The sequence below is a fragment of the Desulfurivibrio dismutans genome, assembly GCF_029210385.1.
Lineage (GTDB): Bacteria > Desulfobacterota > Desulfobulbia > Desulfobulbales > Desulfurivibrionaceae > Desulfurivibrio > Desulfurivibrio dismutans.
The window spans coordinates 66013-92577 of sequence record NZ_JARGDQ010000004.1 but is presented as its reverse complement, the minus strand read 5'-3'; the positions used below and the strand labels follow the sequence as shown (position 1 = coordinate 92577).

Below are 26565 nucleotides of genomic sequence, written 5' to 3'. Positions count from 1 at the left end.
CCATGCCGGACCGCAATCGCAAATCGCTGCTCCTCCGATGGCTGCCGCCAGCCGCCGGCATTGTTCTGCTGGCCGGCGGCGCCGCGACCTTCTTCATCGGCCTTAAGACCGAAGAGCACTTCACCCGCAGTATTGCTCGCCTCAACGACCAGCACCAAATCCATCTCGAGCTGGTGAGCTATCAGCGGGGCCTTTTTTCCTCGCGCGCCATTTCCCGTCTACACCCGGAGCCATCGCCAAGCCCGCCGGGGAGTGCGACCTTGAAAGAGCCTCCGCAGGAAATAGTGCATCAGCTCTGGCACGGCCCCCTGCCTCGAGCCGGCCTGCACCAGCCACGCCGTTTCAGCCTCCGGCCTTTGCTGGCGGTGGTTAAATCACGGCTGTTAGTACCCGGAAGCGAGCCGGAAGAACGGCTGTGCGCCCGCACGGCCATCACTTTCGGCGGCCAAGCCGAGGTCTGGTTTCAGCTGGCCGCCGGCCAGCGACGAGAGCCAGCCCTGGCCGGCATGACTTTAACCTGGCGGGAACTGGAAGGAAGGCTGGTTTTTCCACTGGATCTTGGAGATATGGAAGGAAAGCTGCACGCCCCAGGACTGGCCCTGACCAAGCATGAGACGGCCGGCACCGATCAACATATTTTGGAGATGCACGGTCTCCAACTCTGTTTTAGCTACCAGCAACAGCGGGACGACCGCGGTGGCGTTACGCTGCAGGCAACACAGCAGCTGGAGTTTACCGCCCTGGCAACCACCGGTGAACAGCATGGCCCCATGCAGATGACTCTGCACTGGCGCAATCTTGACCGGCAAGCCGCCGGCGAAATGTTTAACCTGACCCCCTGGTGGCGGCGGCTGCTGTTGGGGCCCAACGGTCGAGAAATTCCACCAGCCACGGCCCAAAGCCTGGTGGAGACCCTGGCCAGGCTGCTGGCTAAATCGCCGGAGCTGGAAATCGACCAACTACGACTTACCACCCCCCACGGAGACGCTCAAGGCCGTCTGCAACTGACCTACCGTCAACGGGACGACGCCCGTCCCTTTCATCCGATCATGCTGCTTTCCGGATTACAACTGGCCGTCGAGGCTGCGGCTCCGGCCCCGCTGCTGGCGTCACTGCTAAAAGACTATCAGTACTGGCGGAAAAGCCCGGAACTGGGCGCCGATGAAAGCATCACCGCTGCCGATGAAGAAGAATTCTCAGCGTCTGACCCACTGGCGGACCTGCGGCAGCGGGGCTACCTGGCCGCCGATCCGGAACGGGACGAAGTCAGCCTCAAACTGCACTATCAGGCGGGAGAATTGACCATCAACGGCCAGCCGGCGCCGCTGCAGGCCCTGCGCTACCTGCTCCGGTAAGCGGCTCAAGACCTCTCGTCGACAAAGGCCGGACTGGCAACGGCATGGCGCCCCTCCTTACTCACAGGACCACGGTACGTTTGATATATTTTACCACCTCCTCGGGATCATCCATCACCTGAAAGTAAAGCATATCATCGGGATCAATCTTACCGGTGGCCAGCATCTGATCCTTGATCCAGTCCACCAGGCCGCCCCAGAATTCGCTGCCCACCAGGATCACCGGGAAGGCCTTGATCCGTCTGGTCTGCATCAGCGTCAGCGATTCAAACAACTCATCCAGGGTGCCGAACCCGCCGGGCATGCCGATAAAGGCCATGGAATATTTGATAAACATCACCTTGCGGACAAAAAAGTACTTGAAGTTCAGCGGCACGTTGGCAAAGCCGTTGGGCTCCTGTTCGAAAGGCAGATTAATATTGAGCCCGATGGAAATGCCGTCGGCCTTGGCCGCCCCGCGGTTGGCCGCCCCCATGATCCCATGGCCGCCGCCGGTGATCACGGCATAACCGGCCTTGGCCAGCTCGTAGGCGATCTGGTCGGCCAGCTCAAAATATTTATCCTCCATGGGGGTCCGGGCCGAGCCGAAAATCGACACCGCCGGCCGGCCAACGCTGGAGAGGGTGTCGAAGCCATCGACAAATTCACCCAAAATCCGGAACATCCGCCAGGAGTCGCCGGCTTTGAAGTTATCCAGTGAATACTGCTGACGTTCATCCACCACCCCGGCTCTGGTAATTTTCATCATTCTCTCTCTTCTCTGTGATAATTTGTTGGAACGGACAGGCGAACCCACCCCGCTTTCAGCCGGCGGCGGACAGCCGACGGGCCCGGGCCTGCAGTTGCCTGGCCCGGCGAACCTGCCCCAACTGGACCATAACTTCTCCCAGCCAGGAAATCGCCAAAGGGTCACGACGGTGCAACCGCAAACCACGCTCCAGCGCCACCGCAGCCTCATTCAGGCGGCCCAGACGCCATTGCACCCAGCCCAGCCGCCGCCAACTCTCACTCCTCCCGGCATCCAGTTCCACCGCCTGGCGGCAGAGGGAGAGGGCGATGTCATCTCCTTCACCATTGTGCAGATACAACTCACCCAACAGGCTCATGGCCTGGGCATCGCGGGGGTTGAAGGCCAACGCCTTCTGTACCGCCGCCATGGCCGGTACATACTGCTCCAGGGCCAACAGGGAGCGCCCAAGCAGGCGATGGGCGGCGGCCAGGTCACCGTTGCGCCGCTCTTCGATCTGCGGATCATCCACGCAGCGGTTCAACAGCTCCACCGCCGCCCGGTATTGCCGCTGCCGGCAATAGAGTTTGCCCAACTGCAGCAGCAGATCAAAGGAACGTCCGTCAACGGCCAGGGCCCGTTCAAAGAAATCCGTCGCCACTTCATCCCGGCTCGCCGATAGATGGGCAAAACCCAGGTTACAAAGGGCCATGAAATTCTCCGGTTCAACCTGCAATGCTTTTTCAAATGCGGCCAGCGCCGGCCGCACCTGTTTGAGCTGCACCAGGGCCACCCCCAGACTGTTGAGCAAATTGACACTGACCGGTTGCAGGGTCAGCCCCAGCCGATATTCACCCACCGCCTTACGCAGATCACCCTCGTTATAATAGGCATCCCCACTGATATTGAGGCTGACGGCGTTAAACACCGCCACCGACTCGGGCCCCAGCAGTTCGGCATGCCGCAGGGCCTTACGGGCGTTAACCGGAATCTGTGATTTGCGAAAATTTAAACAGGGATAGAGGGCGATCCCAGCGGAGAAGGTGCTGCCGCCGGTGGTAAGCATCCGCCGGCGGAAATCCTGATACCAGGCCTCCGCCTCTTCCCCAACGGCCCCATCCAGATAGACCAGCACCTCCCGCTGGTTGAGAAACAGGGCGGTGGTTTCAGGCCCCAGGGCAGCCCGGGCCCGTTTACTGAAATGATTGCTCAAAGCCACTTGATCCTGGCGGATCAGCAGCAGGGCAAAACAGTCTCGCCCTCGCCATAGTCGATTCAATCTGGCCCGGTCACTGGCCGTCGGCGGCGGGAAGATGCGCTCACTGCCGGCCACGCACAATCCGAAAGGCCCACGTCGGCGGGCCACCGCCAGGGCCTGCCAGGCTTCAGCCAGCACCTCGGTCTCGCTCTGCCGACCCCCGCGCCCGATGGCAACCAGGCCGGCCTGGGCCCGGGGAAAATCTTCCCGCTGCAAACGACGCAACAGCATATCCGCCATATGCCTGGCGTCATCCGCTCCGACCCCGGGCCAGAGCAGGCCAAAAACCCCCAGGCCCAGAGAATAAAGCTGGGTGGGAGAAGCAAACAGCGACTGCAGGTAATCCCCGGCCCGGCGGATGGCCTTGAGCCCGCCAGCGGCATTGCGGGCCTGAGGGTACACCTCCAGCAGCAACAGAAAATCTCCCTCTCCCCGGGGCTCCTGAGCAGTCGCCTGCCCGGTCCAGACAGCCAGTTCCGCCGCCAGGGCCACCGCGCCGGGCAAGCCGGTGACCGGATCCTGCCAATGATCGGCCTGCTGTTTATAAAACGGAAACCCCATGCTCCCCCATGATCATAAAATCAGAAAACCTGTAAACGAACAGCCCGTTAAATCGATACTCTGTTGGCCATGGTGAACGGCAACGAAAACCCCAGCCAATATGCCGCAGCACCGGCCACCGGTCCTTCCCCCGCTCACCGAATTATTACCCCTCCCGGCGCTACGCGACCTGTTCGTTACTCCCGGCGACCAGCACCTCTTGCAGAACAGCCGCCAGTTCGACCACTTCGTTATCGGCCACGGTACGGAGATCGAGCAGCAGCCGATCATCTTCAGTGCGGCCGATCACCGGTACCGGGGCGGCGCGCAGCGCCTTTTCCAGTTGATGGAGGCTTATCTGCCGCGGCTTCAAAGCCAGAGCGCAACTGGGCAGGGGCATTTCCGGCAGAGCACCGCCGCCGACCAGGGAGTTTACCCGAACCAATTCCAGTTCGCAGCGAGCGACAGGCAGGTCTTTTAACCGGCGGCGCAGCCGTTGCGCCCGGCGACGAATCTCTTCATAAGAAGCGGTGAGCATCCGCAGGGTGGGAATCTGCCGGCAGGCCTGCTCTTCGTCAAAATAAAGACGCAACACCGACTCCAGGGCGGCCAGGGTGAACTTGTCGATCCTCAGCGCCCGGTTCAGGGGGTTTTTCTTGATCTGTTCAATGAGTTCCCGGCGGCCCAGAATCAGTCCGGCCTGGGGACCGCCCAGCAGTTTATCGCCGCTGAAGGTGACCACATCGACCCCGGCCGCCAGCACCTCCTGGACGGTGGGCTCCCTGGTCAGGCCATAACGTGAAAAATCCAGCAGGGAACCGCTGCCCAGGTCTTCCATCACCGGCAAGCGGTAGCCACGGGCCAATTCTACCAGCTCTTCTGCCGCCACCTCGGAGGTAAAACCGCTGATCCGGTAGTTGCTGGTGTGAACTTTGAGTAGCAGGGCCGTTTCCTCACCGATGGCCTGCTCGTAATCGCGCCGGTGGGTGCGGTTGGTGGCCCCCACCTCCACCAGGCGGGCGCCGCTACGGGCCATGACTTCAGGGATCCGGAAAGAGCCACCGATTTCCACCAACTGCCCCCGGGAAACGACCACTTCGCGGCCGGCGGCCAGGGTTTGCAACACCAGCAGCACCGCTGCGGCGTTGTTATTGACCACCAGCGCCGCTTCCGCCCCGGTCAGTTCGGTGAGCAGATCCTCCACCAGGGAGTAGCGGCTGCCCCGGCGGCCGGTTTGCAGGTCATATTCCAGGTTGGAGTAGCGGGCGGCCACTGCCATCAGGTTGGCGGTGGCCTCCTCCGGCAGCAGAGAGCGACCGAGGTTGGTATGCACCACCACGCCGGTGGCGTTGATCAGTGGGCGAAAATTGGGCTGCAGCCGGGCGGTTAGCCGTTTTTTTAAGCTTGGCAGCAGTTGATCCCGGGTCAGGGCCGCCGGGGTAAGCAGCTCCCCGGCCAGGATCCGTCGGCGGTAATCATCGAGCAGTTCACGTACCACATTTTTAAGCAGCCGGGAGGGCACGACGGGCTGCATCTCTCCAGCCGCCGCAGCGACTTCCACCTCCGCTGCCAGCCAGGCTGCCGCTTCGTCAACTTTGGGGATGGCCCGCAGAAGGGCCCGGGAATCCGCCGCGGCAGAAGCAGAAGGCGATCTGGTCATGCGCTCTCCATTAGGTGTTTTGGTTGCGCGGCCCCGGCCACGCAACCCTCATCCGCCGCTACAGCCCGTAACCACCGGCCGGCTCCGCGGGGACAGAATCCGCAGGTTCAGGTGAGGGCACGCCATAGGAAGGTGCGGCAGGTTCACTTTCCCTGGCCGGCGGCGCCTCTTCTTCCGGCGCCGAGTAAATTCCGGGACTTGGTTGTTCACTAGGGGCGACCGTGGGTAATTCATCGTCATCGGCCCGCTGACACCCTACCCCGGCGGCCAGCATTAAACCACCCGCCAGCAGCAGCGACAATATTAAACTTTGTTTTTTCATGAAAAACCTCCCTGATTGCCGACAGCCACCGCTGCCGGCTGGCATCTGGAATCGGCGGCGGCCAAAGATTGCTCGACGGCCACCGGGTTAGCATTACCCTTGGTACAGTTGGCGCCAACTTAACAAGCCGACGCTCCGGGGTCAAGCAACCGCCCAGGGAAAAACATATGTTTTCCAGGGGGGTCGAAGCCGCAGCGCTCAAGTCTTCAGCACATAATCCCGCTCCGGACAAGGGGTGCTGTAAGAATCGAAAAGTTCTAGAATTTCAGGCGTTTGCAAACGAAAAGCTTGATTAAAGAGGCGCTTTAAAGGGCGTTTAACCTCGCTCAATGGGGGCAAAGGGTTGATTATGGGTAACATCTGCTCAAGGGGGGCGGGGGGAGTGATCTTCAGCTTATCATCCAGCCCCTGGACCAGACCGATCTCTTTTTCGCCCTGCATGGTCCCGGTGGAATGATCCTCCCCCAGAGAACGCAGAAAGGCCATGATGGCGCTGATATTGTTCTGCTCATAAAAGGCCTCGATGGTAGCCTTGATGTTGTGCTGGTCGTCGGCCAACTCCTGCAGTCTGCGGCGATACACCTTGACGTGAAAGGCCAGGTTATCGTAGCAGGTAAGAGAATAACGGACAAACCGCCCCTTTCTGGTCCACCCTTTAAAGCGCTGACACTCAAAAACCCGTTCACGGATGGTGGGGGATTCCAGCAGGTAGGGGTCGAAAAAAAGTCTTTCCTGCAAGCCGGTGAGATCAAGAAACCGTTGAATAAACTCTTCCCGGCCCAGCAACAGATAAATTCGGATCAGATCAAAGCTGATCCGTTTTTCCAGGACCACCGAATGCCGGCGGACCTTTTGCGTATAATCCAGAGTGTCTTCTTCAATCAACTTACGAAAGCCGAAATAACGACCGGCGATTTCCTGTTTGACCTCGTTGGCTAAAATATCGTCAAGGCCTTGCTGTTTCGGGCTCATACGGTCTCCCTGCCCCAACCTAGCCCAACTCCCGGACCAGGCGTTTAAAGATATCGGTGGTGCTGATCATCCCCACCAGTTTGTCACCATCCACCACCGGCAGACGGCGGGTGCCGGTACTGCGCATCAGCAACAGGCAATTTTCCAACGACAGGGCCGATCCGACGGTGATCGCCGGCTTGGTCATGATATCCCCGAGTTGGGAAACAAATTCGTCGTGTACCTCCATGACCATGATGTTCAGAATATCCTTGCGAGTGACAATCCCGTAGGCATCACTGTCATCCAGCGGCAGCACAATCGGGCTGGAACAGTTGTTATCCGCCATCCAGCGGGCCGCTTCCGCCAGAGTGGCGGTTCTTTCAATGGTCTGCACCCGGGTCTGCATCAAATCCCGAACCCGCAGCTTTTTGATATCAATCACCCTCATCCTCCTGTTTTATCTTCTTTGGCAACGGGTATTCAACACCGCCCAATCCCGGCCGACCGCCGGCTCATTCGGCTCTCTGCAACTGACCATAGGATCCACGGAGTAAGCGGTCACGGTGGTGCCCCGTGGATCGCTTACGGCTCTTTGATCTCTCCTCCGGCCGGATCCACCATGAAGGTAACCGGCCGCAGCAGGTCTTCCCGCACTTTATACCGACTCCGACCAATAATCACCATGGTTCCGGCATAAACTGCTTTTTGGGCGACAATTTTGATTTTACGCAAATCAATGGCGGCCAGTTCCCGAGCCATCTCCTCTCGGGGGCGAGCCAGTTGTGTTTCCGCCTGCGCGGTGGCCCGCCGCTGCTTGGCCAGCAGGGAAAGCTTGCGCTGCACTTCCGGCGGCAGACTGCTGCCCCGCCCATGCTTCAAGTAGCGCCCCAACACCATGTCCATCTTGGCCCGTTGCCGGGCATACGCGGCCATCTGCCGATCGACCCGCAGCAGCCGCCGCCGCAGAGACGGATTGGCACCGGCCATCACCACCGTTCTGACCCCGGCCGGAGAGCCAATTTCATTGGCCACGATCCCCTGGATCGCCGAGCACACCCCTCCCCGGATTCTACCCTTGCCAGCGGTGACGGTGAGAGTACCACCGGCAAAGACCTGACTGCGCATAACCTGATCATGGATTACAATATTACCACCGGCCTGCACCCTGGTCCACTCCAGAAAACGGGCGACGACATCCAGTTCGGCCTTGATTTTGCCCTTGCCCCGGGAGACCATGCCACCGTTGATTTCCACATTGGCCCCGGCGATCAGCTTGGCATCCTCAACGCCACCACCCACCCGGATATCGCCACTGGCCCGGACCGTAAAACCGGGCCGGACCCAGCCGCCAATCAGCAAGGCGCCGACCATATCCAGGTTGCCCACCCGGTAGTCCACATCCCCCTGCACCTCAAAAACTTCGAATACCGCGATTTTGTTGGGGGCCAGCACCGTGAGCATGCCGTCCAGCCCGGCCTGCAGTTCCCGGCCATCCTCGCTGATCACCACGTTGGGCTGGGGTTGGAACTGCACATCGGCTCCGGGTTTGGCCGCAATGGGTTCACCCCGCACCGTCCAACCTTCCACCCCGGGCTCCGGCGGCGTTCTGCGGGCCAGCAGATCGCCCCGGCGCACCGAACTGATGGCGTTGCGCTCCCGGAAATCCATGTTTTCCGTGGGCGCAACAAGGCGGCCGGGTTGTTTGCCGGCCTGCACCAGCATTTCAATAACCGCATCCCGGCCATCTTCCGGTGGCCGGCCCCGAGCCACCATAACTTTGGGCAACACCCGCCGATGAGTGGCGGCAAACTCCACCGCCCGGCGAATGTGCCGCTTGCGCAGGCCGCGGGTGACCCCATGGGCGGCCATCAGTTGCAGGATCAGCTCCCCGTTGAGCCCGCGACCGGTCCGGTCCGGCGGATGAATCTCCAGGTAGGCGGCCATGGCATCTTCGCTTACCAGCAGGGGATCACCGACGGAAATGGCGCCGTCCTGGTAATCCGGGTAACCGGCCGCCAGCTCTTCGACCACCGAAAACACCAGGGCATCGTCGGCCACCGCCACGTTTTCTCCCGACTGCAGTAAAAAATCGCGGCCTTCGCGGCCGGCGATCATTTCCCCGGTCACCTTACGACCGGGAATCGCTGCCGCCGACGGCGTTTTTACCGCCAGAATTTCTCCTTTCAGACGCAAAGTTTTGCGCACCGGCCCCGGCGGCAGGCCCCTGTCCCGACGAGCCGCATCTACCCGCAGGGGATCGTCGTCATTGAGATAAAATTCAAAACGGACTTTGGCGTCCCGGCCATCTACCGGCTCATCTCCTCGGGCCGCCAGCATCCGAGGCACCACGGTCTGCTGCTCCAGGGCTCCCCGCAAAGCCTCTTCCCGGATGCCATGGATCACGCCGGCCGCCTGCAGGCTGTGCTCCAGATGTTCATACTCGAGCGCCCCGTTGTCGGCCAGGCGCGGATAAATCGGCAGCCAGGCGCTCATGCCGTCGGCGGAAACTTCCACCAGCGGCTCCACCGCAATCCGGCCTCCGTTCACCTTGGCCCGGCCGTAAATCTCGGCCTGGTATTGGCGACCATCGTCGCCAGCCAGCCGAACATTTTCGCCCAACGCCAGGGACGGTTCCTGGCCCTCCCGGGCCGGAATCTCCTCCCCGAACACATCGCGCCCGGGGGTCCCGGCCGCCGCCTTGATCCTGCGTACCAGCACCTGACCGGGACGCACCAGGTCGAAAGTTGCCGAATCCCCACCGACCGCCGCGGAACCCACCAGGTACTCAAGGCTGCCGCGACCGCCATCCACCGGTGCCTGGCCGTCGGCCAACCGGACCACTCCCACTCCCTGGGGCTGACCGGCCAGCTCCAGCAGAGCGGCGGCCAGGCTCCGGTCGTCAAAACCAAAGACGATCTTCCGCTGCGCCAGTTCCTCTTTGATCTGCTCCAGCCGCAGTTCCTGCCCCGGTACCAGCGGGTCGCGGACCTCCAGATCCACCGCCATCCGGTCGGCCCGGACCCGGATCAGAAACGGCGGTACCGCCTCTCCGGATGACATCTCTACGGGTGTCGCCGCACTCTGGTCCGGTTTATTTTCTTCGTCAATCGACATCCCATTGACCCCCTCGCCTAATATGCTCACCCGCACCGTAACATTTCAAGCATAATCGGCCAAGCAGCACCACGCAAAAAAGCCGCCGCCTCTACAGCTTGATTATAAACTTCCACCAAGCACGGCATCGTGTTAGATTGGGGCCTGTCAACCCCGGCGGCAACCGCTTCACTTCTACCTACACCACTGATAAAACAGCAAATCTTGACCAACATGACCGTCTGCAGCCAACTCAACAGCAAAAGCTCCCTGTGTATCCGGGAAATGACCATCGACGACCTGGCCGAAGTTTTTCATATCGGCGAAACTGTTTTCACCGCCGAATACTCGCCGAGCCTCTACCGGACCTGGGATGAATACGAAGTGACCTCCATGTTCAATACCGATTCCCAGCTCTGCCTGGTGGCGGAAAGCGCCGACCGGACCGTGGGCTTTGCCCTGGGCACCACGGTGGAGAAACAGCATTCGGCCTGGAAATATGGCTATCTGGTGTGGCTGGGGGTCTGTCCCCGGGCCCAGAAACTGCGGGTGGGCGAACGCCTGTTCCGGGAAATGAAACGGCGAATGCAGGCCCAGGGGGTGCGGATGATCATCATCGACACCTCCGCTGACAACGAAGCCGCTATCCACTTTTTCAGCAAGCTGGGTTTTGACCATCCTCAGCAACACGTTTACATGACCCTGAACCTCGCCACCCCCAAAAAGAGAAGAAAAAAGAAGAAGAAAAATGCCGCCAAATCATGACCCGTCACCGGCCTGGCCGGCCCTGGACCACCAGCACCTGGATGAACTGCTTCGAACCCTGATTGACATCTATTCTCCCTCCGGCAAGGAGGAGGATATCCAGCTTTACCTGGAAGAAGTGTTAAGCGGAGCCGGACTGGCTGTACAGCGCCAGGAGGTGGAAGAAGATCGCTACAACCTGGTGGTCCCCCTGGGCCCGCGGGAGCCGGAATTTTATCTGGTGGGCCATGTGGACACCGTGGCCGCCCGGGATCTGGACGAATACGAAGCCCGGGAGGAAGACGGTCTGATTTACGGCCTGGGCAGCGCCGATATGAAGGGGGGATGCGCCGCCATGGTGGAGGCCTTTCTGACCCTGGCCCGCGATCTGCCGCCGGCCCGGCGGCCGCCGGTGGGATTGCTGCTGGTGGTGGGCGAGGAAGAAAACGGGGAAGGCAGTGCCGCCTTTATCGAATCCTGCCGGGCCTCGCCACCGCCCTGGGTGGTGATCGGCGAGCCCACCGGCCTGGCCCCCAACTTTGCCCATTACGGTTACCTTGAGGCCTATCTGCTCACCCGGGGCCGGCGTACCCATTCTTCACTGCCCGAACTGGGGCACAACGCCGTGGAGTCCATGCTGCGGGTGCTGCTGCACCTGGGGCGCGATCCCCTTTTCGATCGCGGCAGCTCTTCCATCGTCTATTCCATCCGGGAGATGACCTCCAGCCGGGCCGGTTTTGTGGTGCCGGACCACTGCGAGACCTGGATCGACCTGCACCTGCCGCCCCACACCGATCCGGCGGAAGTGGAGCAGGTGCTGCGACAACGGGCCGACGAAGCCAACACCCTGATTCCCGACCTGAACCTGGAATTGACCTGCAACCTGGCCGCCCCCGGCTACAGCCTGGAGTTGGACAATCCTCTGGCCCGGCGACTGCAGGAAATTTACCGCCACCGGCAACTGCCCTGGCGTTGCGATGCCTTCCGCTCCCACTCCGATGGCAACCTGTTTCACCAGGCCGGCATCAAGCCGGTGATACTGGGTCCCGGCGCCCTGGAGGTAGCCCATACTTCGGAAGAACACACCACCCTGGGCGAGGTAATCAAAGCCGGGGAAATTTACCTGGACTTGTGCCTGGCCGCCGATGATTTTTGATTTTTCGTTTTGTAACTATCCAGCTCATTCTAGCCAGTAACTGTTCAGCAGTGCCCCAGGTTGCGGTAAGCAGGTCGGCGTAGCGTACATCAAGTACTCAAGCCGACCTGATCGCCGCAAGAGGGGGTGCTGCTGGACAGTTACTTCGTTTTTTCAGATTTTTTGCCGACGAGCCGCCGGATCCTGATGGTAATAGAGGGCAAGCTGGTCGTAAACCGCCGGCAAGTGATGTTGTAGATGGAGTGGAGCCATGAAAAAATATTCGCTGACCACGGCGAAAAACTCGGCCGGGTCTTCAGCCGCGTACTCGTCCAGCAGCGGCTCTACCCCGTGCCCCAGCGCCGCTCGCAACTGCTCATAGCCGCCGCCCAAAGCTGCCGCCCAGGCGGCCCGGCTCATCCCCCGGGGCAACGGCGGCAAGCCGTTGGCCGCGCCGTTGAGCATATCGAGCTTGTGGGCAAATTCGTGAATCACCACATTACTCGCCGGTCCGTGCGGGTAGCTGCCGGGGGCGCAATCGGCCCAGGAAAGCACCACCGGCCCTGCCGCCCAAGCCTCGCCGGCCAGAATTTCGCTGCCGCTGTGGACGATGCCGTCCTCGTCGGTCTCTTCCCGGGGAGCGACAAAGGTGTCCTCATACACCACGATGGAACGCCAGCCGGCGTAGCAGTCCAGGTCCAGGTTCAAAATGGGCATACAGGCCTGGGCAGCGATGGCGGCTTCCATGGCCGGGGTAAGTTGCCAGCCACGCGCCCCGTAAAATTGTTTTTCCACCAGAAAAAGGGTGACCCACTGTCGCAGGCGGGTAAATTCCTCGGCCGCCAAACCGGCAAACAGTTCCGGCGGATGCCGAAGGGCGGCGGCCCACACTTCATCGGGGAGCACATGACGGCGCAACAATCGGGCTCGCCGCCATTTTTTCCACCACCGCCAAAGGCCCATCCGCTCCCTCCTCCGGCGGTCCCAACACCCCCGCCCCGGTCCCTTTCCGATTGACATGCGCAGCCTGATTGAATAGCATTCTGCCGGCTCCCTTTTGCCATCCTGGCAGTTATCCCAATCTTGGCGGCTGTCGCCGTGTCACCCAAGGGAGCTTGGCGCAAGCTTAAACCATGGCACGGCAAACCGCCAGCCACATTCAAAACAGAGGAGCAAGAAAGCAATGCGTTGTAAAATTTTTACCACCCTGCTGATCTGCCTGGGCTGCCTGCTGCTGGCCGCCACCGCCGGCGCCCGGGCCTGGATCAGCGACCTGACCACCGAAGAGTTGAAACAGCGGCTTGACCAGCCCCGTAAAATCGTGGTGGTGGACACCAGAACCGCCCAGGAATACCGCCAGGGCCACATCAGCGGCGCCATCAACATCCCTTCCAGCCAATTTGAGCAAATCGCCGCGCACCTGCCGGAAAACAAGGAAACTCCGGTGGTCTTTTACTGCCGGGGCTACGACTGAGGCCTGGCTCCAGCTGCCGCAGGTGCGGCGCAACAGGCCGGCTACAAAAATGTTTTTACCTACCGGGCGGGGTTTCCCGAGTGGCAACAGAAACGTTACCCCATCAGCGTCCGCTAACGGAGAACGACCATGATCAGTGACCGGCTGGCAAAACCATGGTTAATACTACTGGTGCTGGTCTGCTGGTCCCTGCTGCTGGGCTTTACCGGCTGCGCCCGCGAGCAGCCGGACCAGCAAACGGAAAGCGCCAGAATCAACCTGGATGACCTTATTAATCTGCCCGAACCTGCCGCCGAACAGCCCTTTGAATCCTTGAAGCTGGCGGTGGCGGCGATTATCTCCCCCCAGGGCACGGTCTACTCCTACCGGCCGCTGCAGGCTTACATGGAACAGCAATTGGGCAAGCCGGTGCAGTTGGTGCAGCGGCGCACCTACCAGGAGGTCAACGAACTGCTGGCCCAGGGCCTGGTGGACGTGGCCTTTGTCTGCACCGGCCCGTTTATCTCCGGCCTGGAAGAAGGCACCATGGAGCTGCTGGTGGTGCCCCAGGTGGAAGGCAAGGTCACCTACCAGGGGATGTTCATCACCGCCGCCAACTCCCGCATCAAAACGCTGGATGACCTGCGGGGCAGGGTTTTTGCCTTCACCGATCCCATGTCCAACACCGGGTATGATTATCCCATGTCGGTGATCCAGGCCAGAGGTATGTCGGCGGAGGACTTTTTCGGCCGGTTCATTTTCACCTACAGTCACGATCGCTCCATTGCCGCCGTGCTTGACGGCGTGGTGGACGGCGCCTCGGTGGACCGCATCGTCTTCAACCACGCCCTGCGGGCCAATCCTGAACTTAAAGACAAATTCCGCATCCTCCATATCTCCCGGGAGTTCGGAATCCCCCCGGTGGTGGTCCCCCCCGGCTTTGACCCGGACCAAAAAAAGTTGCTGCGCGATTTCTTTCTCAACCTGCACCGCGATCCGGACGGGGCAGCGATTCTGGCCGGGCTGGGCATGGAACGTTTCGTGCCCGGCGATCTGGAGATGTATCACTAAGATGGCCAACCGCCAAAAAAACAAAATACTGCACCGCATGTTGCACCGGGCAAGCTACTGGCTGCTGGGAATCCCCCTGCGGCTCAAGATCATGGGCATGGTCCTGGGGATCATCTTCCTCTTTGCCGTCACCAGCCTCTACCTGATTTACGGTACCCTGCTGCGCAACATGCACGACCTGCTGGAGAAGGAAGGCCATTCCATCGCCATGGAACTGGCCCACCAGGCCCCGGATTACCTGTTGATCAACGACCTCTACGGGCTGACCGAAAACCTCAAAAACACCGTCCGCAACCGGCCCGACCTACGCTACGTGGTGATCAGCGACCGGGCCGGGCAAGTCGTGGCCCACACCTTCGGCGGCGGTTTCCCCCGGGAGCTGCTGCAGTTTTACCGCCTGCACAGTGAGCCGACGACGGAAATGAGCCTGCGCCTGATTCCCACCACCGAAGGGATGGTCTGGGAAACCGGGACGCCCATCATGCAGGGCGATGAAGGCAGGGTTCGGGTCGGCGTACGGGAAAACGCCTTCCGCCAGCAGATCAACCAGTTTCTCCACAACTTCGTCTGGAACTCTTTGTGGGTGGTGCTAGTCGGCCTGCTGCTATCGGTTTACCTTACCTGGCTGATCACCCGCCCCATCAACAGCCTGCTCACCGCCACCCGGGCGGTCAACGAAGGCGACTACCGCATCACTCTGGAAAAAAGTACCAGCGATGAGGTGGGTGCCCTGACCCGGGCTTTTAACGACATGGTCAAACAACTGGCCCTGGCCGAAGAGAACCGCCGGGAAAAAGAAAAGATCCGCCGGGACTTTCTCCAGAAGGTCATCGCCGGCCAGGAAGGGGAACGTAAAAGAATCGCCCGCGAGTTGCATGACCAAACCGGGCAGACCCTGGCCTCGATCATGGTGGAGTTGAAAATGCTGGAAAACAGCGCCAAGGAGGAGGAGATCAAACGGCGTATCGTCTCGTTGAAACAGGCGATCACCACGGAAATGAGCGCCCTGCACAACCTGGCCGTCACCCTGCGCCCCAGTGTGCTGGACGACATGGGACTGGCCCCGGCTCTGGAGGTGTTTGTCAACGATACCCGTCGGCGCCACCAATTGCCGGTGCAGCTGACCATGGTCGGGTTCGGCCAGCAGCGCCCGGATAGCGCCACGGAAACCTGTGTTTATCGCATTGTCCAGGAGGCGGTTCTAAACGCCATCCGCCATGCCCGGGCCAATGAAATCAAGGTTCTGCTGGAACGGCAGCAGAACCAAATCCGCGGGGTGGTGGAAGACGACGGCCAGGGGTTTAACCCGGAGATCATCACCAGCACCGATCGTCTGGGGCTCTACGGCATGATGGAAAGAGCGCAACTGTTGAACGGCACCTTGCACATCGACTCGGAGCCGGGCCAGGGCACCATGGTGGTTTTTGCCCTGCCGCTGATGCCCGGTCAAACCGCAATCCAACCAACGGAACAAACCAATGACTGACCCGCGACCTACCACCATTCTGGTGGTGGATGATCATCCCTTGCTGCTGTCCGGCCTTGGCATGCTGCTCAACGCCGAGGCTGACCTGGAGGTGGTGGGCCAGACCGACCGGGCGCCAAGCGCCTTGGAACTGGCGAAAAAACTGCAGCCGGACATTATCCTGCTGGATATCACTCTAAACGATACCAGCGGCATCGATCTGCTGCCACAACTGCTGGAGGTCAGCCCCGACAGCCGGGTGATCATGCTGACCATGCATGAAAACCAGCGTTATCTGCAACTGGCGATGAACGCCGGCGCCCGGGGGTTCGTGCTGAAAAAGGGGCTGGATGCCGACCTGCTGTACGCCATCCGCACCGTCCAGCGCGGCGAGGTGTACGTACACCCCTCCATGCTCCTGGAGTTTGTCGGCGGCGACGGCGGCCGGACAGACCCCCAGGAAGATCAGGAAACACCGGATCACCGTGCCCAACTCTGGCATTCATTAAGCCAGCGCGAACAGCAGGTGATGCTGGCGGTAGCCCAGGGCCACACCAGCCGGGAGATTGCCGCGCGCTACTTTGTCAGCGACAAAACCGTCACCACTTACCGGAGCCGGGCCATGACCAAACTGGGGCTGGGCAACAAAGCCGAACTGGTCAAACTGATCATGGATCTGGGCCTGCTTAAAAGCTGATCAAACCAATCCGGCCACAGGCGTACACCTGCCACGGCGGTCTCTTCTCCCCTTCTCCCCTTCCCACCTTCTCACCTTCTCACCTTTTGTCAGGTAAAGACCTACAGTAAGCCAAAACCCTACACAAAAATCAGGTAAAGCCCGGCTTTTTTTTTGGCCTTTCCATTCTAAGATGGCTGTCATGGGAATCTCAAACGGGCAACTCGGTGGTGGCTGGATATTTACCTCAAACCGCCATCAACGTAAAAAACAACTTCAAACATCAGGGAGGTGAATGGAGAAACAGGCAATCGTGCATTTCGCGTTATCCGGCTAATAAACGTCAGACCGGGGACGACAATCAACAACATCAATAAAGGAGAGAAGACCGTGGAAGACTTTATTGCTTGGCCGATATGGATCGCCATCTACCTGTTTTTCGGTGGACTATCCGCTGGCGCGTTTGCCGTGGCGGCGTTTTCAGACCTTTACGGGGGTGAGAAGTACCGCCATTTTGCCCGCATCGCTGCCTACATCGCACCTGTACCGATTATCCTGGGTCTGATTCTGCTGATTTATGACCTGGGCATGCCCTACACCTTCTGGAAGCTGATGGTTTATCCCAATCCCTCTTCCGTAATGTCCATCGGTGTCTTTCTGCTGGGCATTTACACTCCCGTCTGCATCGTTTACGCTTACCTGCTGTGGGCGCGGCAAAACGAGCCCTACAAAAAACCCGAAGGGCTGCAGAATTTTCTGGCCTGGGGCGGGATTGCTCTGGCCAACATGGTGGCGGTTTACACCGCCCTGCTGCTCCAGCAGGCGGCCGTTAACGTGATCTGGGCCACCTCGATCCTGCCAGTACTTTTCGTCGTCTCCGGTTTTTCTACCGGTATCGCCATTACTACCCTGGTGGCATGCTACACCGCCCCCGAAGACTCCCACGAGGCCATTAATACCTGGTCCAAATGCGATTTTTTCCTGAACGGCACCAAGCTCATCGTGGTCGCCCTGATGATCATGGCCTGGGCCTGGGCTCCCGGTGGTGAAGTGGCCATGCGGAACGTGGTGCTGGGCGGCTACGCGGTAACATTCTGGGTTGGCTTTGTCCTGCTGGGTCTGGTGGCCCCCTTCCGGATTGCATGGATAGAGATGCAGGGACGCGGCACCATGCAGTTAACAGTGATAGCGGCGGTATGCAGCCTGTTGGGCGGTTACCTGTTGCGGCATGTAATCCTTTTCGCCGGTCAGATGGCATAATCTGGAGGGAGGTATTAGATACAATGATTAAGACGACACGCAGAAACGTTCTAAAAGCATCGGCGCTGGCCGCCGGAGCCGCCGCCATCGGCAATTCCCTGCCCACCCTCAAGGCTCTGGCGCTGGACACCTATCCCAACGACACCCAGGAGGGCGGCCGCTGGGTCAGTACTTCCTGTCAGGGCTGCACCACCTGGTGCTCGGCCCAGATTTACGTCTTAAACGGCCGCGGCATCCGGGTGCGGGGCAACCCCAACGCCAAGACCGGGGTGGGCAACCTCTGCCCGCGGGGGCAGTTGGTGCTCCAGCAGGTTTACGATCCCGACCGGGTCAAAACCCCGATGAAACGGACCAACCCCCGAAAGGGCCGCAACGAGGATCCCCGTTTTGTCCCCATCTCCTGGGACGAGGCGGCGGACATGATCGCCGACCAGCTCATCGAGTTGCGCCAGAATAAAGAATCTCACAAGTTATGGGTAATGCGGGGACGTTACTCGCACATGCACCACCTGCTTTATGATCATTTTCCCAAAATCATCGGCTCCCCCAACAACATCTCCCACAGTTCCATCTGTGCCGAGGCGGAAAAGGTCGGGGCCTACTTCACCGAGCGCAACTGGGGCTACCGGGACTACGACCTGCTTAATACCCGCTACCTGCTGGCCTGGGGTTGCGACCCGGTCTCTTCCAACCGCCTGGTACCTTTCAGCATTCACGCCCTGGGACGCATCCAGGAAAAGGGCAAGATCGCCTGCGTCGACCCCCGGCTCTCCACCACCGGCGCCAAGGCCGACGACTGGCTGCCGGTGATCCCCGGTGAAGACGGCGCCCTGGCCCTGGCCATGGCCCACGTAATCCTCACCGAAGGGCTGTGGTACAAACCCTTTGTCGGGGACTTCACCGATGGCGAAAACCATTTTGTGGCCGGTCGCCCGGTGGATGAAAACACCTTTGAGGAAAAGGAAACCTACGGGCTGGTGAAATGGTGGAACCTGGAGGTCAAGGATCGGACCCCGGAGTGGGCCGAGCAGGTCTGCGGGGTAGCCCGTGAACAGATCTACAAAGTGGCCCGGGACATGGCGGAAGCCGCGCCGAGGGTCTGTGTCTGGAACGGCCCCACCATGTGGCCCAACGGTTCTTATGCCAGCCTGGCCATCCAGGCCCTGTCCGGTCTAGTGGGCGCCCCGGACAGCTTCGGCGGCCATACCGGCGGCTCCCCCGGCGGCCCCAAACACGGTCCCAACTCCATGGCCGATTTCCAGGATGACCTGGCCAAAGAAGGCACCAAACATGAAAAAATCGACCAGCGCGGTCGTCTTGAGTGGCCCAACCTGGCCCGGGGCCGCTCCGGCAGCGGGGTGAACACCAACCGGGTGGCCGACGCCGTACTGGCCGAAGATCCTTACGACATCAAGGTGGCGCTGATCTACTTCGCCAACCTCAATTTCTCCTGCACCGGCACCGATCGCTGGGACCGGGCCATGGCCAAGATCCCCTTCTCGGCCCATATCACCACCCATTACGGGGAAATGTCCCACTTCTCCGATCTGGTGCTGCCGGTGGCCCAGCACATGATGGAACGCTGGGCTTATACCAGCCAGAAGACCAGGATGTACACCCATATTTCCATTCAGCAGCCGGTACACGAGCGGATCTTTGACGTTAAAAACGACGAAACCGAGATCACCTGGATGATCGCCGAAAAACTGGCGGACAAGGGTTTTCCCAATCTGCTGAATTACTATAAGACCTACAAGGATCCGGAAACGGGGGCTGCCCCCACCAGCGGCGAAGAGTTCGCGATTTTCGCCCTGAAGTCCTATACCAAAAATATTTGGGACCCGACCGGCGAAAAGCAGGGCGACACCCTCAACGGCTGGCAGGACTTTGTCGAGAAGGGGGTCTGGAACTCCATCAAATATCCCTACAAGCAGCGCTGGGGCGGCAAATTCGGCGGCGAAACCGGCAAGTTCGAATTTTACAGCGAAACCCTGAAGGCCGGGCTGCAGGGCCATGCCGACCGCCACGGGGTCAGTGTCGACCGGGTCATGGAGGCCTGCAGGTACTCGGCCCGGGGCGAGAAGGCCTTTATCCCCCATTACGACCAGCCGCGACGCGAAGGTGATCCCCGCCAATTTCCGCTGATGCTGATTGATGCCAAGTCTCGCTTCAACCGGGAAGGCCGTTCACAGAACTGCTCTTGGTATTATGAATTCAAGGGCCTGGATCCCGGCGACCTGGACCAGGAGGACGTCATCAAAATCAACCCGGTGGACGCCCAGCGGCTGAACCTGCGGGATGGATCCCAGGTGCGGGTCACTTCCGCCAGCGGCCAGCCCATCACCTGTATGCTTAAAGTCTGGGAAGGGGTCCGGCCGGGAGTGGCGCAAAAATACTTCGGCCAGGGCCACTGGGCCATGGGTCGGCACGCCGCCAAGGAGTTTCTCAAGACCCCACGGGGCGGCAACAACAACACCCTGATGCATGCCGACTGGGATCACCTGTCCGGCTCCACCGCCCGCAACGGCGGGTTCTGTCGGGTTAGAATTGAAATGATATAAGGGGAGGTGATTTACCGTGACTAACTATGCGATGACCCACGATCTGAAAAAATGTATGGGCTGCGGCGCCTGCCTGATTGCCTGCAAAATCGAAAACAACGTAACCGAGGGCATAAAATGGCTCAATTATGAGACCAAAACCACCGGCAAGTTCCCCAATGTTAGCTATGAGGTGCAGCTTAACCAGTGCAACCATTGCGACAATGCCCCCTGCACACGGGTATGTCCCACCAGGGCCATGCACAAACGCCGGGATACGGGGCTGACTCTCCATAACCCCAAACGCTGCGTGGGGTGCCGGGCCTGCATGGTGGCCTGTCCTTACGACGCCATCAGCTTCAACCGTTACGAGCCCCACGCCATGTTTAAGGATGACCAGGCTCTGGTGCCCGGGGGAACCTCGTCGGGCCGGGAACTGACTTCCAGAATGGAGGGAGCGCCGCCCATTCCCACCTACAACCCGGCGCTGAATCAAAATTATCTGGGGATCCGAAAAAAAGGCCTGGTGGAAAAATGTACTTTCTGTTCCCACCGCCTGGCCCGGGGCCAGCAGCCCAGATGTGTCGAAGCCTGTCCCGCCGGCGCACGGCTGCTGGGCGATCTTGATGACCCCGTCGATCCGATCCACGAGTTGATCGCCCGCTACCCCAGCAAGGTGAGAATGCCGGAACAGGGCACCAAGCCCAAGGTGATATACCTGCGCAACTATGGCTACTAAACTCAAGGTGTTTTATTTAAGAGAGAATTAAGCCTTTCCTAACCTTTCAACCTCAGCCTGCCGCGGCAACGCGGCAGCCAATACCGGAGTGGTTTCATAAGAAGCCACTCCGGTATTTTTTTAGGACATGCCCTTAAGCACTTTAAGAACACAACCGAATGCGTTAAATTGACCCGAAGATAAAAAAGAGTAACTGCCATTTGGGAGCCGCCAACCATGAGCAACCCGGAAACCACCACCAAAGCCGGACCCGTCGATGAACAACAGGCCCGCCGGGCCTATATCTACCAGACCCTTGCCGCCCTATTTTATTCCCCGGCGGAAGAAATGGGTGAACTGCTGGAAAACCTGCCCGCCACCCTGGAGGCCACCTATCCCCAACTGGCCCCATATGCCGCCGATCTGCTGGCCGAATTCAAGGAGCAGCAACAAGACCTCACCGACCTCCAGGTGGAACACGCCCGGCTCTTTGTCGGCCCCAACACCCTGGTGGCGGCACCCTATGGTTCGATTTACCTGGAAGAGGGGCGCAAGATCATGGGCGATACCACCATGAACGCCCTGGAGCACTACCAGGCGGTGGGACTCAAGGCCAGCAAGGACATCAACCAGCCGCCGGATTTCATCGCTACCGAGCTGGAGTTCATGTTTTTTCTCGGCCACTGTTATCTGCAGACGCAAGGTCCGGAATTTCTTGAACGGCAAAGAGATTTTCTGGGGCAGCACCCGGCCCTGTGGATCGAACCCTTCACCGAAAAGATCATCGAGGGCTCCACCGCCGAGTTTTACAAGCTGCTGGCAGTTCTGACCCAACAGTTCATCATGCAGGACATGCAGGCCCTGCAGTTGGCCGTCGGTTAAGGAAAATCGACATCATGAGCGAGATTATACACCCCCACGCCGAACAGCCCCGCACCACCACCGCCAAGATCATCTACATTCTCTACCTGGTGGGGATTTTCATCGGCCTGACGGCGATCATCGGGGTGGTCATGGCCTATATCAACCGCAGTGACGCCCCGGCCTGGCTGGCCAGCCACTACCGCTTCCAGATTCGCACTTTCTGGATCGGCCTGCTCTACCTCCTGCTGGGCTCGATCCTAGCCACCGTGGTGGTGGGCTGGCTGCTGGTGATGTTCTGGATGGTCTGGCTGATTATCCGCTGCGCCCAGGGCTTGAAATACCTGGACCGACGCGAATCCCCCCCCAACCCCACCACGTGGTGGTTCAACTGATCTCCCCCCCCAGCACCCCCAGAGCGCTTGACAACAAACTCATTTTACGCCCGTTATCATCCCCCCGAAAACCACCATCCTCTCCAACCGGCGGCCAGATTTATCTATATTGACAGCCAGGATCAGTTTCCCCTACACTCTTATTAACCTATAAGTTACCGTTAAGAGACCCCCCAACAAATTATTTGTTAAACAACAGGAGGAAATAAGATGACCACCAAAGAAGAGTTGTGCAATAAAATCAAGGAAGTATTCCCCGACATTGGCGCCTGCGGCATCGAGGTGAAGGTCGATTACGACAATGACAACCAGGCTTGGGTGGTTGATTTAAAAAGGGATAATCACGAGTTGAAGACTTTTCTCGAAGAGCCCGAAGCACAGCAGTGCATGGAAGGGAAACAGTGCGTGTCGCTGGGGCTGCAAATCGGCCAACTCAAAAAAAATATTGAACAGTTGTAGCAACACTCGAAAAGGAGGCGGCCATGCAAATCAAAGACCCCAATCTGCATCTGAAACTGCAGGAGATGTGCGACTGCTACCTGGATACCGGCTATGCCGTCGAGCTGGCCAGAATGGCGGCCGGACCGGAAAGCGATCCGGAGGAAAATGCCGTCAAGTACCTGGCCCTGGCCATTATGTACGGCATTACCGAAAAGGCCGATAAGCTCAAGTTCAAACAGGAAAAGGAAGGCAAAATTGAGGTGGAACTCAAGGGTGAGCAGAAAATCAGGCTGCCCGCCCCCAACGGCGATGTTCTGGACGGTATCATCGCCACCATTCGCCAGATTCTGCATTTCGACCAGGAGGGCGGCGAACTGCCCCTGGCTCTGGGACTGCGGACCGGCAGTGTTGACCTGAAGGTTAAAATGAAAGAAAAGCCGGGCAAGAGTTCGCTCACTATTTATTTCCCCTCCTGGCAGTAACCAATCACTCCTCGGCGGCGGCTTCCCCGGCGGATTTTTCCTGCGGGGCGACCGCCGCCAAATTCAAACTCTGCAGGCTTAACACCAGCATCCGGCAGGACTGGGTAAAAAGGCGATTGCTCATCAGCAAACGCGTAACCTCATACTCACGCAGCCGCTTGTTGGCCACTTCCGCCGCACAGGCCCGGATGAAATTCTTGTCCGCTTCTTCCACGGCGGTAAAGCTCTGCTGCAGCAGGGCGGCGTGATCAACATCGGGTTCTTCGCCGATGCGATCCACCAGCTCCCCGATATTTTGCAGCCGGACTAAAAAGAGACGCCAGGCGTCCTGCATGAAAGCCTGATCCTCCCGCCGCAGTTCATCCAAATCTTGATTCTGCTCGTATAAATTCTTGGCAGCGTTCATGATGCTGCGGGAAGCCCGAATGTAAGGCTCCAGCCCGCGGGCCTCCTCTTCTTCCATCTGCTGAGCCTGAATTTTGGCGTAGAAGGTGAAGATTTCGGCGTGCAGGCGTTCCAGATCGTCGTAAGTGCTGCGCCCCCGGGTACGACCCTGGGGATCGATGCCGTAAATCATGCGGATAAAATCCATACTGCAGCGGGCCTGGTTGACGGTCTCCTTACGCAAAGCCTCAATGGCCGCCTCGGGCACCTCGGGACTGGTTTTGGTAATATAACGGGTCAGGTGCCGCAGTTCCGGCTCGGGAATCCAGCGCCGTACAAAATCGGTCACCCGGGGAATCAGAGGATAGAAAAGCAGCACGCCCAGAATATTATAGAGGGTATGAAAGAGGGCCAGGCCCAGCACCGGATTGTCGGCGAAACGAAGCAGGTCCAGCACCAGCCAGGCCAGAACGGGCAATACCGTATAGGCCACCAGGGCGGTGGTGGTGGTATAGATCAACTGGCCGCAAGCCGCCTGTTTTTTCACCGGGATGCCGCCGACAGAGGCGATCAGCACGGTTACCGTGGTTCCCACGTTGGCTCCGATGATCATCGCCCCGGCGGCGGGGAAGTACACCACCCCGGTGAACAGCATGGTCAGGGTGATGGCGTTGGTGGCCGACGATGACTGCATGATCACCGTCAGCAACAGGCCGGCCAACAGGTAAACCCACAACCCGAGATCCGGCAGAGCGGCGATGTCGATGGCAGCGGCCAGGCCCTCGACGCTGGTCTTCATGAAGTCCAGGCCGTGGAAAAGAAAACCGAAGGCGACCAGCAGTTTGCAGAGATTGACGTAGCGCGGCGAACGGGCCAGCAGGACCAGGCTCAGACCGCCAGCGGCGATCATCGGCAGAGCGAATGCCTCGATCTTGATTTTAAAGCCAAAGACCGCCACGATCCAGGTGGTCATGGTGGTGCCCACCATGGCCCCGATCATTACCGCCAGGGCATTGACCAGGCTCATCAGCCCGGCCCCGGTGAAGGCCAGCACCATCAGGGAAACCGCCGAAGAACTCTGCAGGATCGAAGTGCTAACCGCCCCGGCCACAATCCCCCGCAGGCGGGTGCCTGTATAGCGCCGGATCAGCGACTTAAAAGCCCGCCCGGCCAACTGACGGATTGATTCCTCCAGCATGTACATGCCGAAGAGAAAAATCCCCAACCCGGCCAGCAGCCGCCAGATATCAAGCTGCTCGAAAATCTCCATCCGCCCGTGTTACTTACGCTCCTCGATTTAATGCCCGTCGTCAATCACTTGGCTAAGCCAGACCAGTCGCTGCTTCACATGGTGGAATAATTCGGACCTTCACCCCCTTCCGGCACCATCCAGCGAATGTTGTCGTAGGGGCACTTCCGCTGGCAAGTCTTGCAGTGCAGGCAGTTGGAAGGGTTGGCCGGTCGGGGAAGCCCCCCGATTTTTTCATACACTCCGGCGGGACAGAAGGTAACACAGGGGCCGCCGAAACTGGCCAGACAACGGTCACGGCAGAGAGCTTCATCACCGATCAGCAGATGGCAGGGTTCTTCTTCCCGGTGACCGGTCCGGGTCAGGGCCGTGAAGGTGTCTTTGTCGTATGGTGTCGGCACCCGCCGGGGAAAAGCCTCGTTTGTCATCCGGGTGTAATCGGGCCCGACTTTGAACCGGGGCAGCAATCGGCCACCGGCGGCCAGCAACAATCCCGCCGTGGTGCCAAAGCGGGCAATACACTGACGGAAGTTGCGGGCCGCGGCCATTTCCCGCTCCACCCCGGCCCGGCTCAGTTCGGCGGTATACGCTGCCGCCAGTTGCTCCGGGGTTTCGAGGGCCGACGCCATAGCCGCGGCGGCGGCCAGCCCCGATTCAATGGCGTTGTGCAGCCCCTTGATCTTAAGCATGTTGACCAGGCCGGCGGCATCACCGAGCAGAATCACGTTGCCCTTGCCGATGCTGCCACTCTCCGGGCAGCGGGGCACGGCATCCCAACCCCCTTCGGGAATCATCTTGGCTCCAGCCTCCACCAGGGTGCCACCTTCGATGAACTGCCTGACGTAATGATGCTCCTTAAACAGGGCCAGGGCGTTCTGGGGATTGAAATCGTGGTAGTGGTAATCCAGTCCGGCGATAATCCCCACAGCGATCCGGTTATCGCCCATGGGATACATGATGCCGCCGCCGAAAACATCGGGGCCGCTCAGCGGGGTCCAGAGCGGAAATCCCATGGCATGCACCACCCGGTGCATGCCGAATTTGGCGTACTGCTGGTCGCTGACCCGGATCAATTCCTTGACTCCCAGGGAATAAAGCTGCTCTCCGGCCCGCTGCAACCCGGCTTTGGCAATAAATTTTTCGCTGAGCAGGCCATCGCAGCCTTCCGCCAGCAGGATAAAATCGGCGCGGATGGTCTCGCCGGGCAAAAAGTTACGCTGCGGCTGCCCTTCCCGGTCGCGCCCCTGGTCCACCAGCCTTACCCCGGCGGCCCGCCCGGCGGCTTCATCCCACAAAAGATCGGCGGCGGCAAAACCGGGCAGCACCTCAACCCCCATCTCCCGGGCCACCTTGCCCAACCAGCTAGCCAACCGGCTCACTGAACAGATATAATCCCCGGCATGCAGCATCTGGCCATATCCCAGACCCAGCAACCGGGCGGCCTTAAGCAGCAGCCGCAAAGACCAGGCCTGACGATGACCGGGCAACCACAAGACATCATCGACCTCCACTTGGGCCAGTAGTACCCCCTTGGCCTCATCGCTCTCCGGCCAGCCGGGAAGCACCGGATCCAGCAGCCGGACCAGGGCGCCTGGTTCCAGCACTGCCCCGGAGAGGGCGTGGCTGCCCGGGGCCGCACCCTTGTCGATGACGACGACCGTCAGCTCCGGCCGTCGGTGCTTGGCGGCAATGGCCGCCGCCAGCCCTGCCGGGCCGGCCCCGACGATCAGTACATCAACTTGATTGTAATCCTGCAGGCTGTCGTTCATAAGCGTACCTAGA

At 59.9% G+C, this 26565-nt stretch carries 24 protein-coding genes; 14 read left to right on the top strand and 10 right to left on the bottom strand.

The window, feature by feature from the left end; all coding sequences use genetic code 11:
* The first annotated feature begins 2 nt into the window (after nt 1–2).
* Nucleotides 3–1355, top strand: coding sequence for a DUF945 family protein (locus P0N66_RS05740; RefSeq protein WP_275803173.1), 1353 nt, complete (start codon nt 3–5; stop codon nt 1353–1355).
* A gap of 61 nt (nt 1356–1416) precedes the next feature.
* On the opposite strand, the gene P0N66_RS05735 is transcribed toward P0N66_RS05740, so the two are convergent.
* The 7 genes from P0N66_RS05735 to P0N66_RS05705 all read right to left on the bottom strand — a co-directional run bounded on the left by P0N66_RS05735 (nt 1417) and on the right by P0N66_RS05705 (nt 9930).
* The gene (locus P0N66_RS05735; RefSeq protein WP_275803171.1) at nt 1417–2103 is read right to left on the bottom strand and encodes an LOG family protein; all 687 of its coding nucleotides are present in this window, start codon (nt 2101–2103) and stop codon (nt 1417–1419) included.
* Between the two features lie 55 nt (nt 2104–2158).
* Nucleotides 2159–3901, bottom strand: coding sequence for a tetratricopeptide repeat-containing diguanylate cyclase (locus P0N66_RS05730; protein WP_275803168.1), 1743 nt, complete (start codon nt 3899–3901; stop codon nt 2159–2161).
* 160 nt (nt 3902–4061) lie between these two features.
* Entirely contained in the window at nt 4062–5540 is a 1479-nt protein-coding gene (selA, locus tag P0N66_RS05725) for an L-seryl-tRNA(Sec) selenium transferase (RefSeq protein ID WP_275803166.1), read from the bottom strand.
* Between the two features lie 58 nt (nt 5541–5598).
* Complete coding sequence (locus P0N66_RS05720; protein WP_275803164.1) at nt 5599–5862, bottom strand: hypothetical protein; 264 nt, start codon at nt 5860–5862, stop codon at nt 5599–5601.
* Between the two features lie 198 nt (nt 5863–6060).
* A complete protein-coding gene (locus tag P0N66_RS05715; protein WP_275803162.1) occupies nt 6061–6834 on the bottom strand; it encodes a hypothetical protein in 774 nt (257 codons plus the stop codon).
* A gap of 19 nt (nt 6835–6853) precedes the next feature.
* Nucleotides 6854–7258 (bottom strand): CBS domain-containing protein, encoded by a 405-nt coding sequence (locus P0N66_RS05710; protein ID WP_275803160.1) that lies wholly within the window; start codon nt 7256–7258, stop codon nt 6854–6856.
* A 140-nt stretch (nt 7259–7398) separates the two neighbouring features.
* Nucleotides 7399–9930: a flagellar assembly protein A gene (locus P0N66_RS05705; protein WP_275803158.1), complete on the bottom strand. Its 2532-nt coding sequence runs from the start codon at nt 9928–9930 to the stop codon at nt 7399–7401.
* 213 nt (nt 9931–10143) lie between these two features.
* On the opposite strand from P0N66_RS05705, the gene P0N66_RS05700 reads away from it, so the two are divergent.
* Both P0N66_RS05700 and P0N66_RS05695 read left to right on the top strand, forming a co-directional pair.
* On the top strand, nt 10144–10674 hold the full coding sequence (locus tag P0N66_RS05700) for a GNAT family N-acetyltransferase (protein WP_275803155.1): 531 nt from the start codon (nt 10144–10146) through the stop codon (nt 10672–10674).
* On the top strand, nt 10658–11809 hold the full coding sequence (locus P0N66_RS05695) for a M20 family metallopeptidase (protein WP_275803153.1): 1152 nt from the start codon (nt 10658–10660) through the stop codon (nt 11807–11809). Before P0N66_RS05700 ends, P0N66_RS05695 begins: the two co-directional genes overlap by 17 nt.
* 153 nt (nt 11810–11962) lie before the next feature.
* On the opposite strand, the gene P0N66_RS05690 is transcribed toward P0N66_RS05695, so the two are convergent.
* On the bottom strand, nt 11963–12751 hold the full coding sequence (locus tag P0N66_RS05690) for a M90 family metallopeptidase (RefSeq protein WP_275803151.1): 789 nt from the start codon (nt 12749–12751) through the stop codon (nt 11963–11965).
* A gap of 220 nt (nt 12752–12971) precedes the next feature.
* Here P0N66_RS05690 and P0N66_RS05685 point away from each other — a divergent pair, with 220 nt between their 5' ends.
* The 11 genes from P0N66_RS05685 (at nt 12972) to P0N66_RS05635 (ending at nt 23150) form a co-directional block, all read left to right on the top strand.
* A complete protein-coding gene (locus P0N66_RS05685) occupies nt 12972–13379 on the top strand; it encodes a rhodanese-like domain-containing protein (RefSeq protein WP_431190014.1) in 408 nt (135 codons plus the stop codon).
* A 12-nt stretch (nt 13380–13391) separates the two neighbouring features.
* Nucleotides 13392–14312, top strand: coding sequence for a substrate-binding domain-containing protein (locus tag P0N66_RS05680; RefSeq protein WP_275803147.1), 921 nt, complete (start codon nt 13392–13394; stop codon nt 14310–14312).
* 1 nt (nt 14313) lies between these two features.
* Nucleotides 14314–15798 carry an ATP-binding protein gene (locus tag P0N66_RS05675; protein WP_275803145.1) on the top strand — a complete coding sequence of 495 codons (1485 nt, stop codon included), beginning with the start codon at nt 14314–14316 and terminating at the stop codon, nt 15796–15798.
* On the top strand, nt 15791–16474 hold the full coding sequence (locus P0N66_RS05670; RefSeq protein ID WP_275803143.1) for a response regulator: 684 nt from the start codon (nt 15791–15793) through the stop codon (nt 16472–16474). Before P0N66_RS05675 ends, P0N66_RS05670 begins: the two co-directional genes overlap by 8 nt.
* A 369-nt stretch (nt 16475–16843) precedes the next feature.
* On the top strand, nt 16844–17713 hold the full coding sequence (nrfD, locus tag P0N66_RS05665) for an NrfD/PsrC family molybdoenzyme membrane anchor subunit (RefSeq protein WP_275803141.1): 870 nt from the start codon (nt 16844–16846) through the stop codon (nt 17711–17713).
* A 23-nt stretch (nt 17714–17736) separates the two neighbouring features.
* Nucleotides 17737–20274 (top strand): molybdopterin-dependent oxidoreductase, encoded by a 2538-nt coding sequence (locus P0N66_RS05660; protein WP_275803139.1) that lies wholly within the window; start codon nt 17737–17739, stop codon nt 20272–20274.
* Nucleotides 20275–20290: 16 nt separating this feature from the next.
* The gene (locus P0N66_RS05655; protein WP_275803137.1) at nt 20291–20992 is read left to right on the top strand and encodes a 4Fe-4S dicluster domain-containing protein; all 702 of its coding nucleotides are present in this window, start codon (nt 20291–20293) and stop codon (nt 20990–20992) included.
* 216 nt (nt 20993–21208) lie between these two features.
* The gene (locus P0N66_RS05650) at nt 21209–21853 is read left to right on the top strand and encodes a TorD/DmsD family molecular chaperone (protein ID WP_275803135.1); all 645 of its coding nucleotides are present in this window, start codon (nt 21209–21211) and stop codon (nt 21851–21853) included.
* Between the two features lie 14 nt (nt 21854–21867).
* A complete protein-coding gene (locus P0N66_RS05645; protein ID WP_275803134.1) occupies nt 21868–22227 on the top strand; it encodes a DUF4870 family protein in 360 nt (119 codons plus the stop codon).
* A gap of 210 nt (nt 22228–22437) precedes the next feature.
* Complete coding sequence (locus P0N66_RS05640; protein WP_275803132.1) at nt 22438–22686, top strand: hypothetical protein; 249 nt, start codon at nt 22438–22440, stop codon at nt 22684–22686.
* A gap of 23 nt (nt 22687–22709) precedes the next feature.
* Entirely contained in the window at nt 22710–23150 is a 441-nt protein-coding gene (locus P0N66_RS05635) for a hypothetical protein (RefSeq protein ID WP_275803130.1), read from the top strand.
* A gap of 4 nt (nt 23151–23154) precedes the next feature.
* Here P0N66_RS05635 and P0N66_RS05630 read toward each other — a convergent pair whose 3' ends face one another.
* Both P0N66_RS05630 and P0N66_RS05625 read right to left on the bottom strand, forming a co-directional pair.
* Nucleotides 23155–24804 (bottom strand): Na/Pi cotransporter family protein, encoded by a 1650-nt coding sequence (locus P0N66_RS05630; RefSeq protein WP_275803127.1) that lies wholly within the window; start codon nt 24802–24804, stop codon nt 23155–23157.
* 74 nt (nt 24805–24878) lie between these two features.
* Nucleotides 24879–26552, bottom strand: a complete 1674-nt coding sequence (locus P0N66_RS05625) for an electron transfer flavoprotein-ubiquinone oxidoreductase (protein ID WP_275803125.1) — start codon at nt 26550–26552, stop codon at nt 24879–24881.
* Nucleotides 26553–26565: the final 13 nt, after the last annotated feature.

Excerpts from the sequence above, each read along its gene's own strand:
- P0N66_RS05735 (WP_275803171.1), bottom strand. The coding sequence starts at position 2,103 with ATGATGAAAATTACCAGAGCCGGGGTGGTGGATGAACGTCAGCAGTAT.
- P0N66_RS05680 (WP_275803147.1), top strand. The coding sequence starts at position 13,392 with ATGATCAGTGACCGGCTGGCAAAACCATGGTTAATACTACTGGTGCTG.
- P0N66_RS05740 (WP_275803173.1), top strand. The coding sequence starts at position 3 with ATGCCGGACCGCAATCGCAAATCGCTGCTCCTCCGATGGCTGCCGCCA.
- P0N66_RS05625 (WP_275803125.1), bottom strand. The coding sequence starts at position 26,552 with ATGAACGACAGCCTGCAGGATTACAATCAAGTTGATGTACTGATCGTC.
- P0N66_RS05675 (WP_275803145.1), top strand. The coding sequence starts at position 14,314 with ATGGCCAACCGCCAAAAAAACAAAATACTGCACCGCATGTTGCACCGG.
- P0N66_RS05700 (WP_275803155.1), top strand. The coding sequence starts at position 10,144 with ATGACCGTCTGCAGCCAACTCAACAGCAAAAGCTCCCTGTGTATCCGG.
- P0N66_RS05670 (WP_275803143.1), top strand. The coding sequence starts at position 15,791 with ATGACTGACCCGCGACCTACCACCATTCTGGTGGTGGATGATCATCCC.
- P0N66_RS05715 (WP_275803162.1), bottom strand. The coding sequence starts at position 6,834 with ATGAGCCCGAAACAGCAAGGCCTTGACGATATTTTAGCCAACGAGGTC.
- P0N66_RS05720 (WP_275803164.1), bottom strand. The coding sequence starts at position 5,862 with ATGAAAAAACAAAGTTTAATATTGTCGCTGCTGCTGGCGGGTGGTTTA.
- selA (WP_275803166.1), bottom strand. The coding sequence starts at position 5,540 with ATGACCAGATCGCCTTCTGCTTCTGCCGCGGCGGATTCCCGGGCCCTT.
- P0N66_RS05695 (WP_275803153.1), top strand. The coding sequence starts at position 10,658 with ATGCCGCCAAATCATGACCCGTCACCGGCCTGGCCGGCCCTGGACCAC.
- P0N66_RS05645 (WP_275803134.1), top strand. The coding sequence starts at position 21,868 with ATGAGCGAGATTATACACCCCCACGCCGAACAGCCCCGCACCACCACC.
- P0N66_RS05690 (WP_275803151.1), bottom strand. The coding sequence starts at position 12,751 with ATGGGCCTTTGGCGGTGGTGGAAAAAATGGCGGCGAGCCCGATTGTTG.
- P0N66_RS05705 (WP_275803158.1), bottom strand. The coding sequence starts at position 9,930 with ATGTCGATTGACGAAGAAAATAAACCGGACCAGAGTGCGGCGACACCC.
- P0N66_RS05650 (WP_275803135.1), top strand. The coding sequence starts at position 21,209 with ATGAGCAACCCGGAAACCACCACCAAAGCCGGACCCGTCGATGAACAA.
- P0N66_RS05640 (WP_275803132.1), top strand. The coding sequence starts at position 22,438 with ATGACCACCAAAGAAGAGTTGTGCAATAAAATCAAGGAAGTATTCCCC.
- P0N66_RS05630 (WP_275803127.1), bottom strand. The coding sequence starts at position 24,804 with ATGGAGATTTTCGAGCAGCTTGATATCTGGCGGCTGCTGGCCGGGTTG.
- P0N66_RS05660 (WP_275803139.1), top strand. The coding sequence starts at position 17,737 with ATGATTAAGACGACACGCAGAAACGTTCTAAAAGCATCGGCGCTGGCC.
- P0N66_RS05730 (WP_275803168.1), bottom strand. The coding sequence starts at position 3,901 with ATGGGGTTTCCGTTTTATAAACAGCAGGCCGATCATTGGCAGGATCCG.
- P0N66_RS05635 (WP_275803130.1), top strand. The coding sequence starts at position 22,710 with ATGCAAATCAAAGACCCCAATCTGCATCTGAAACTGCAGGAGATGTGC.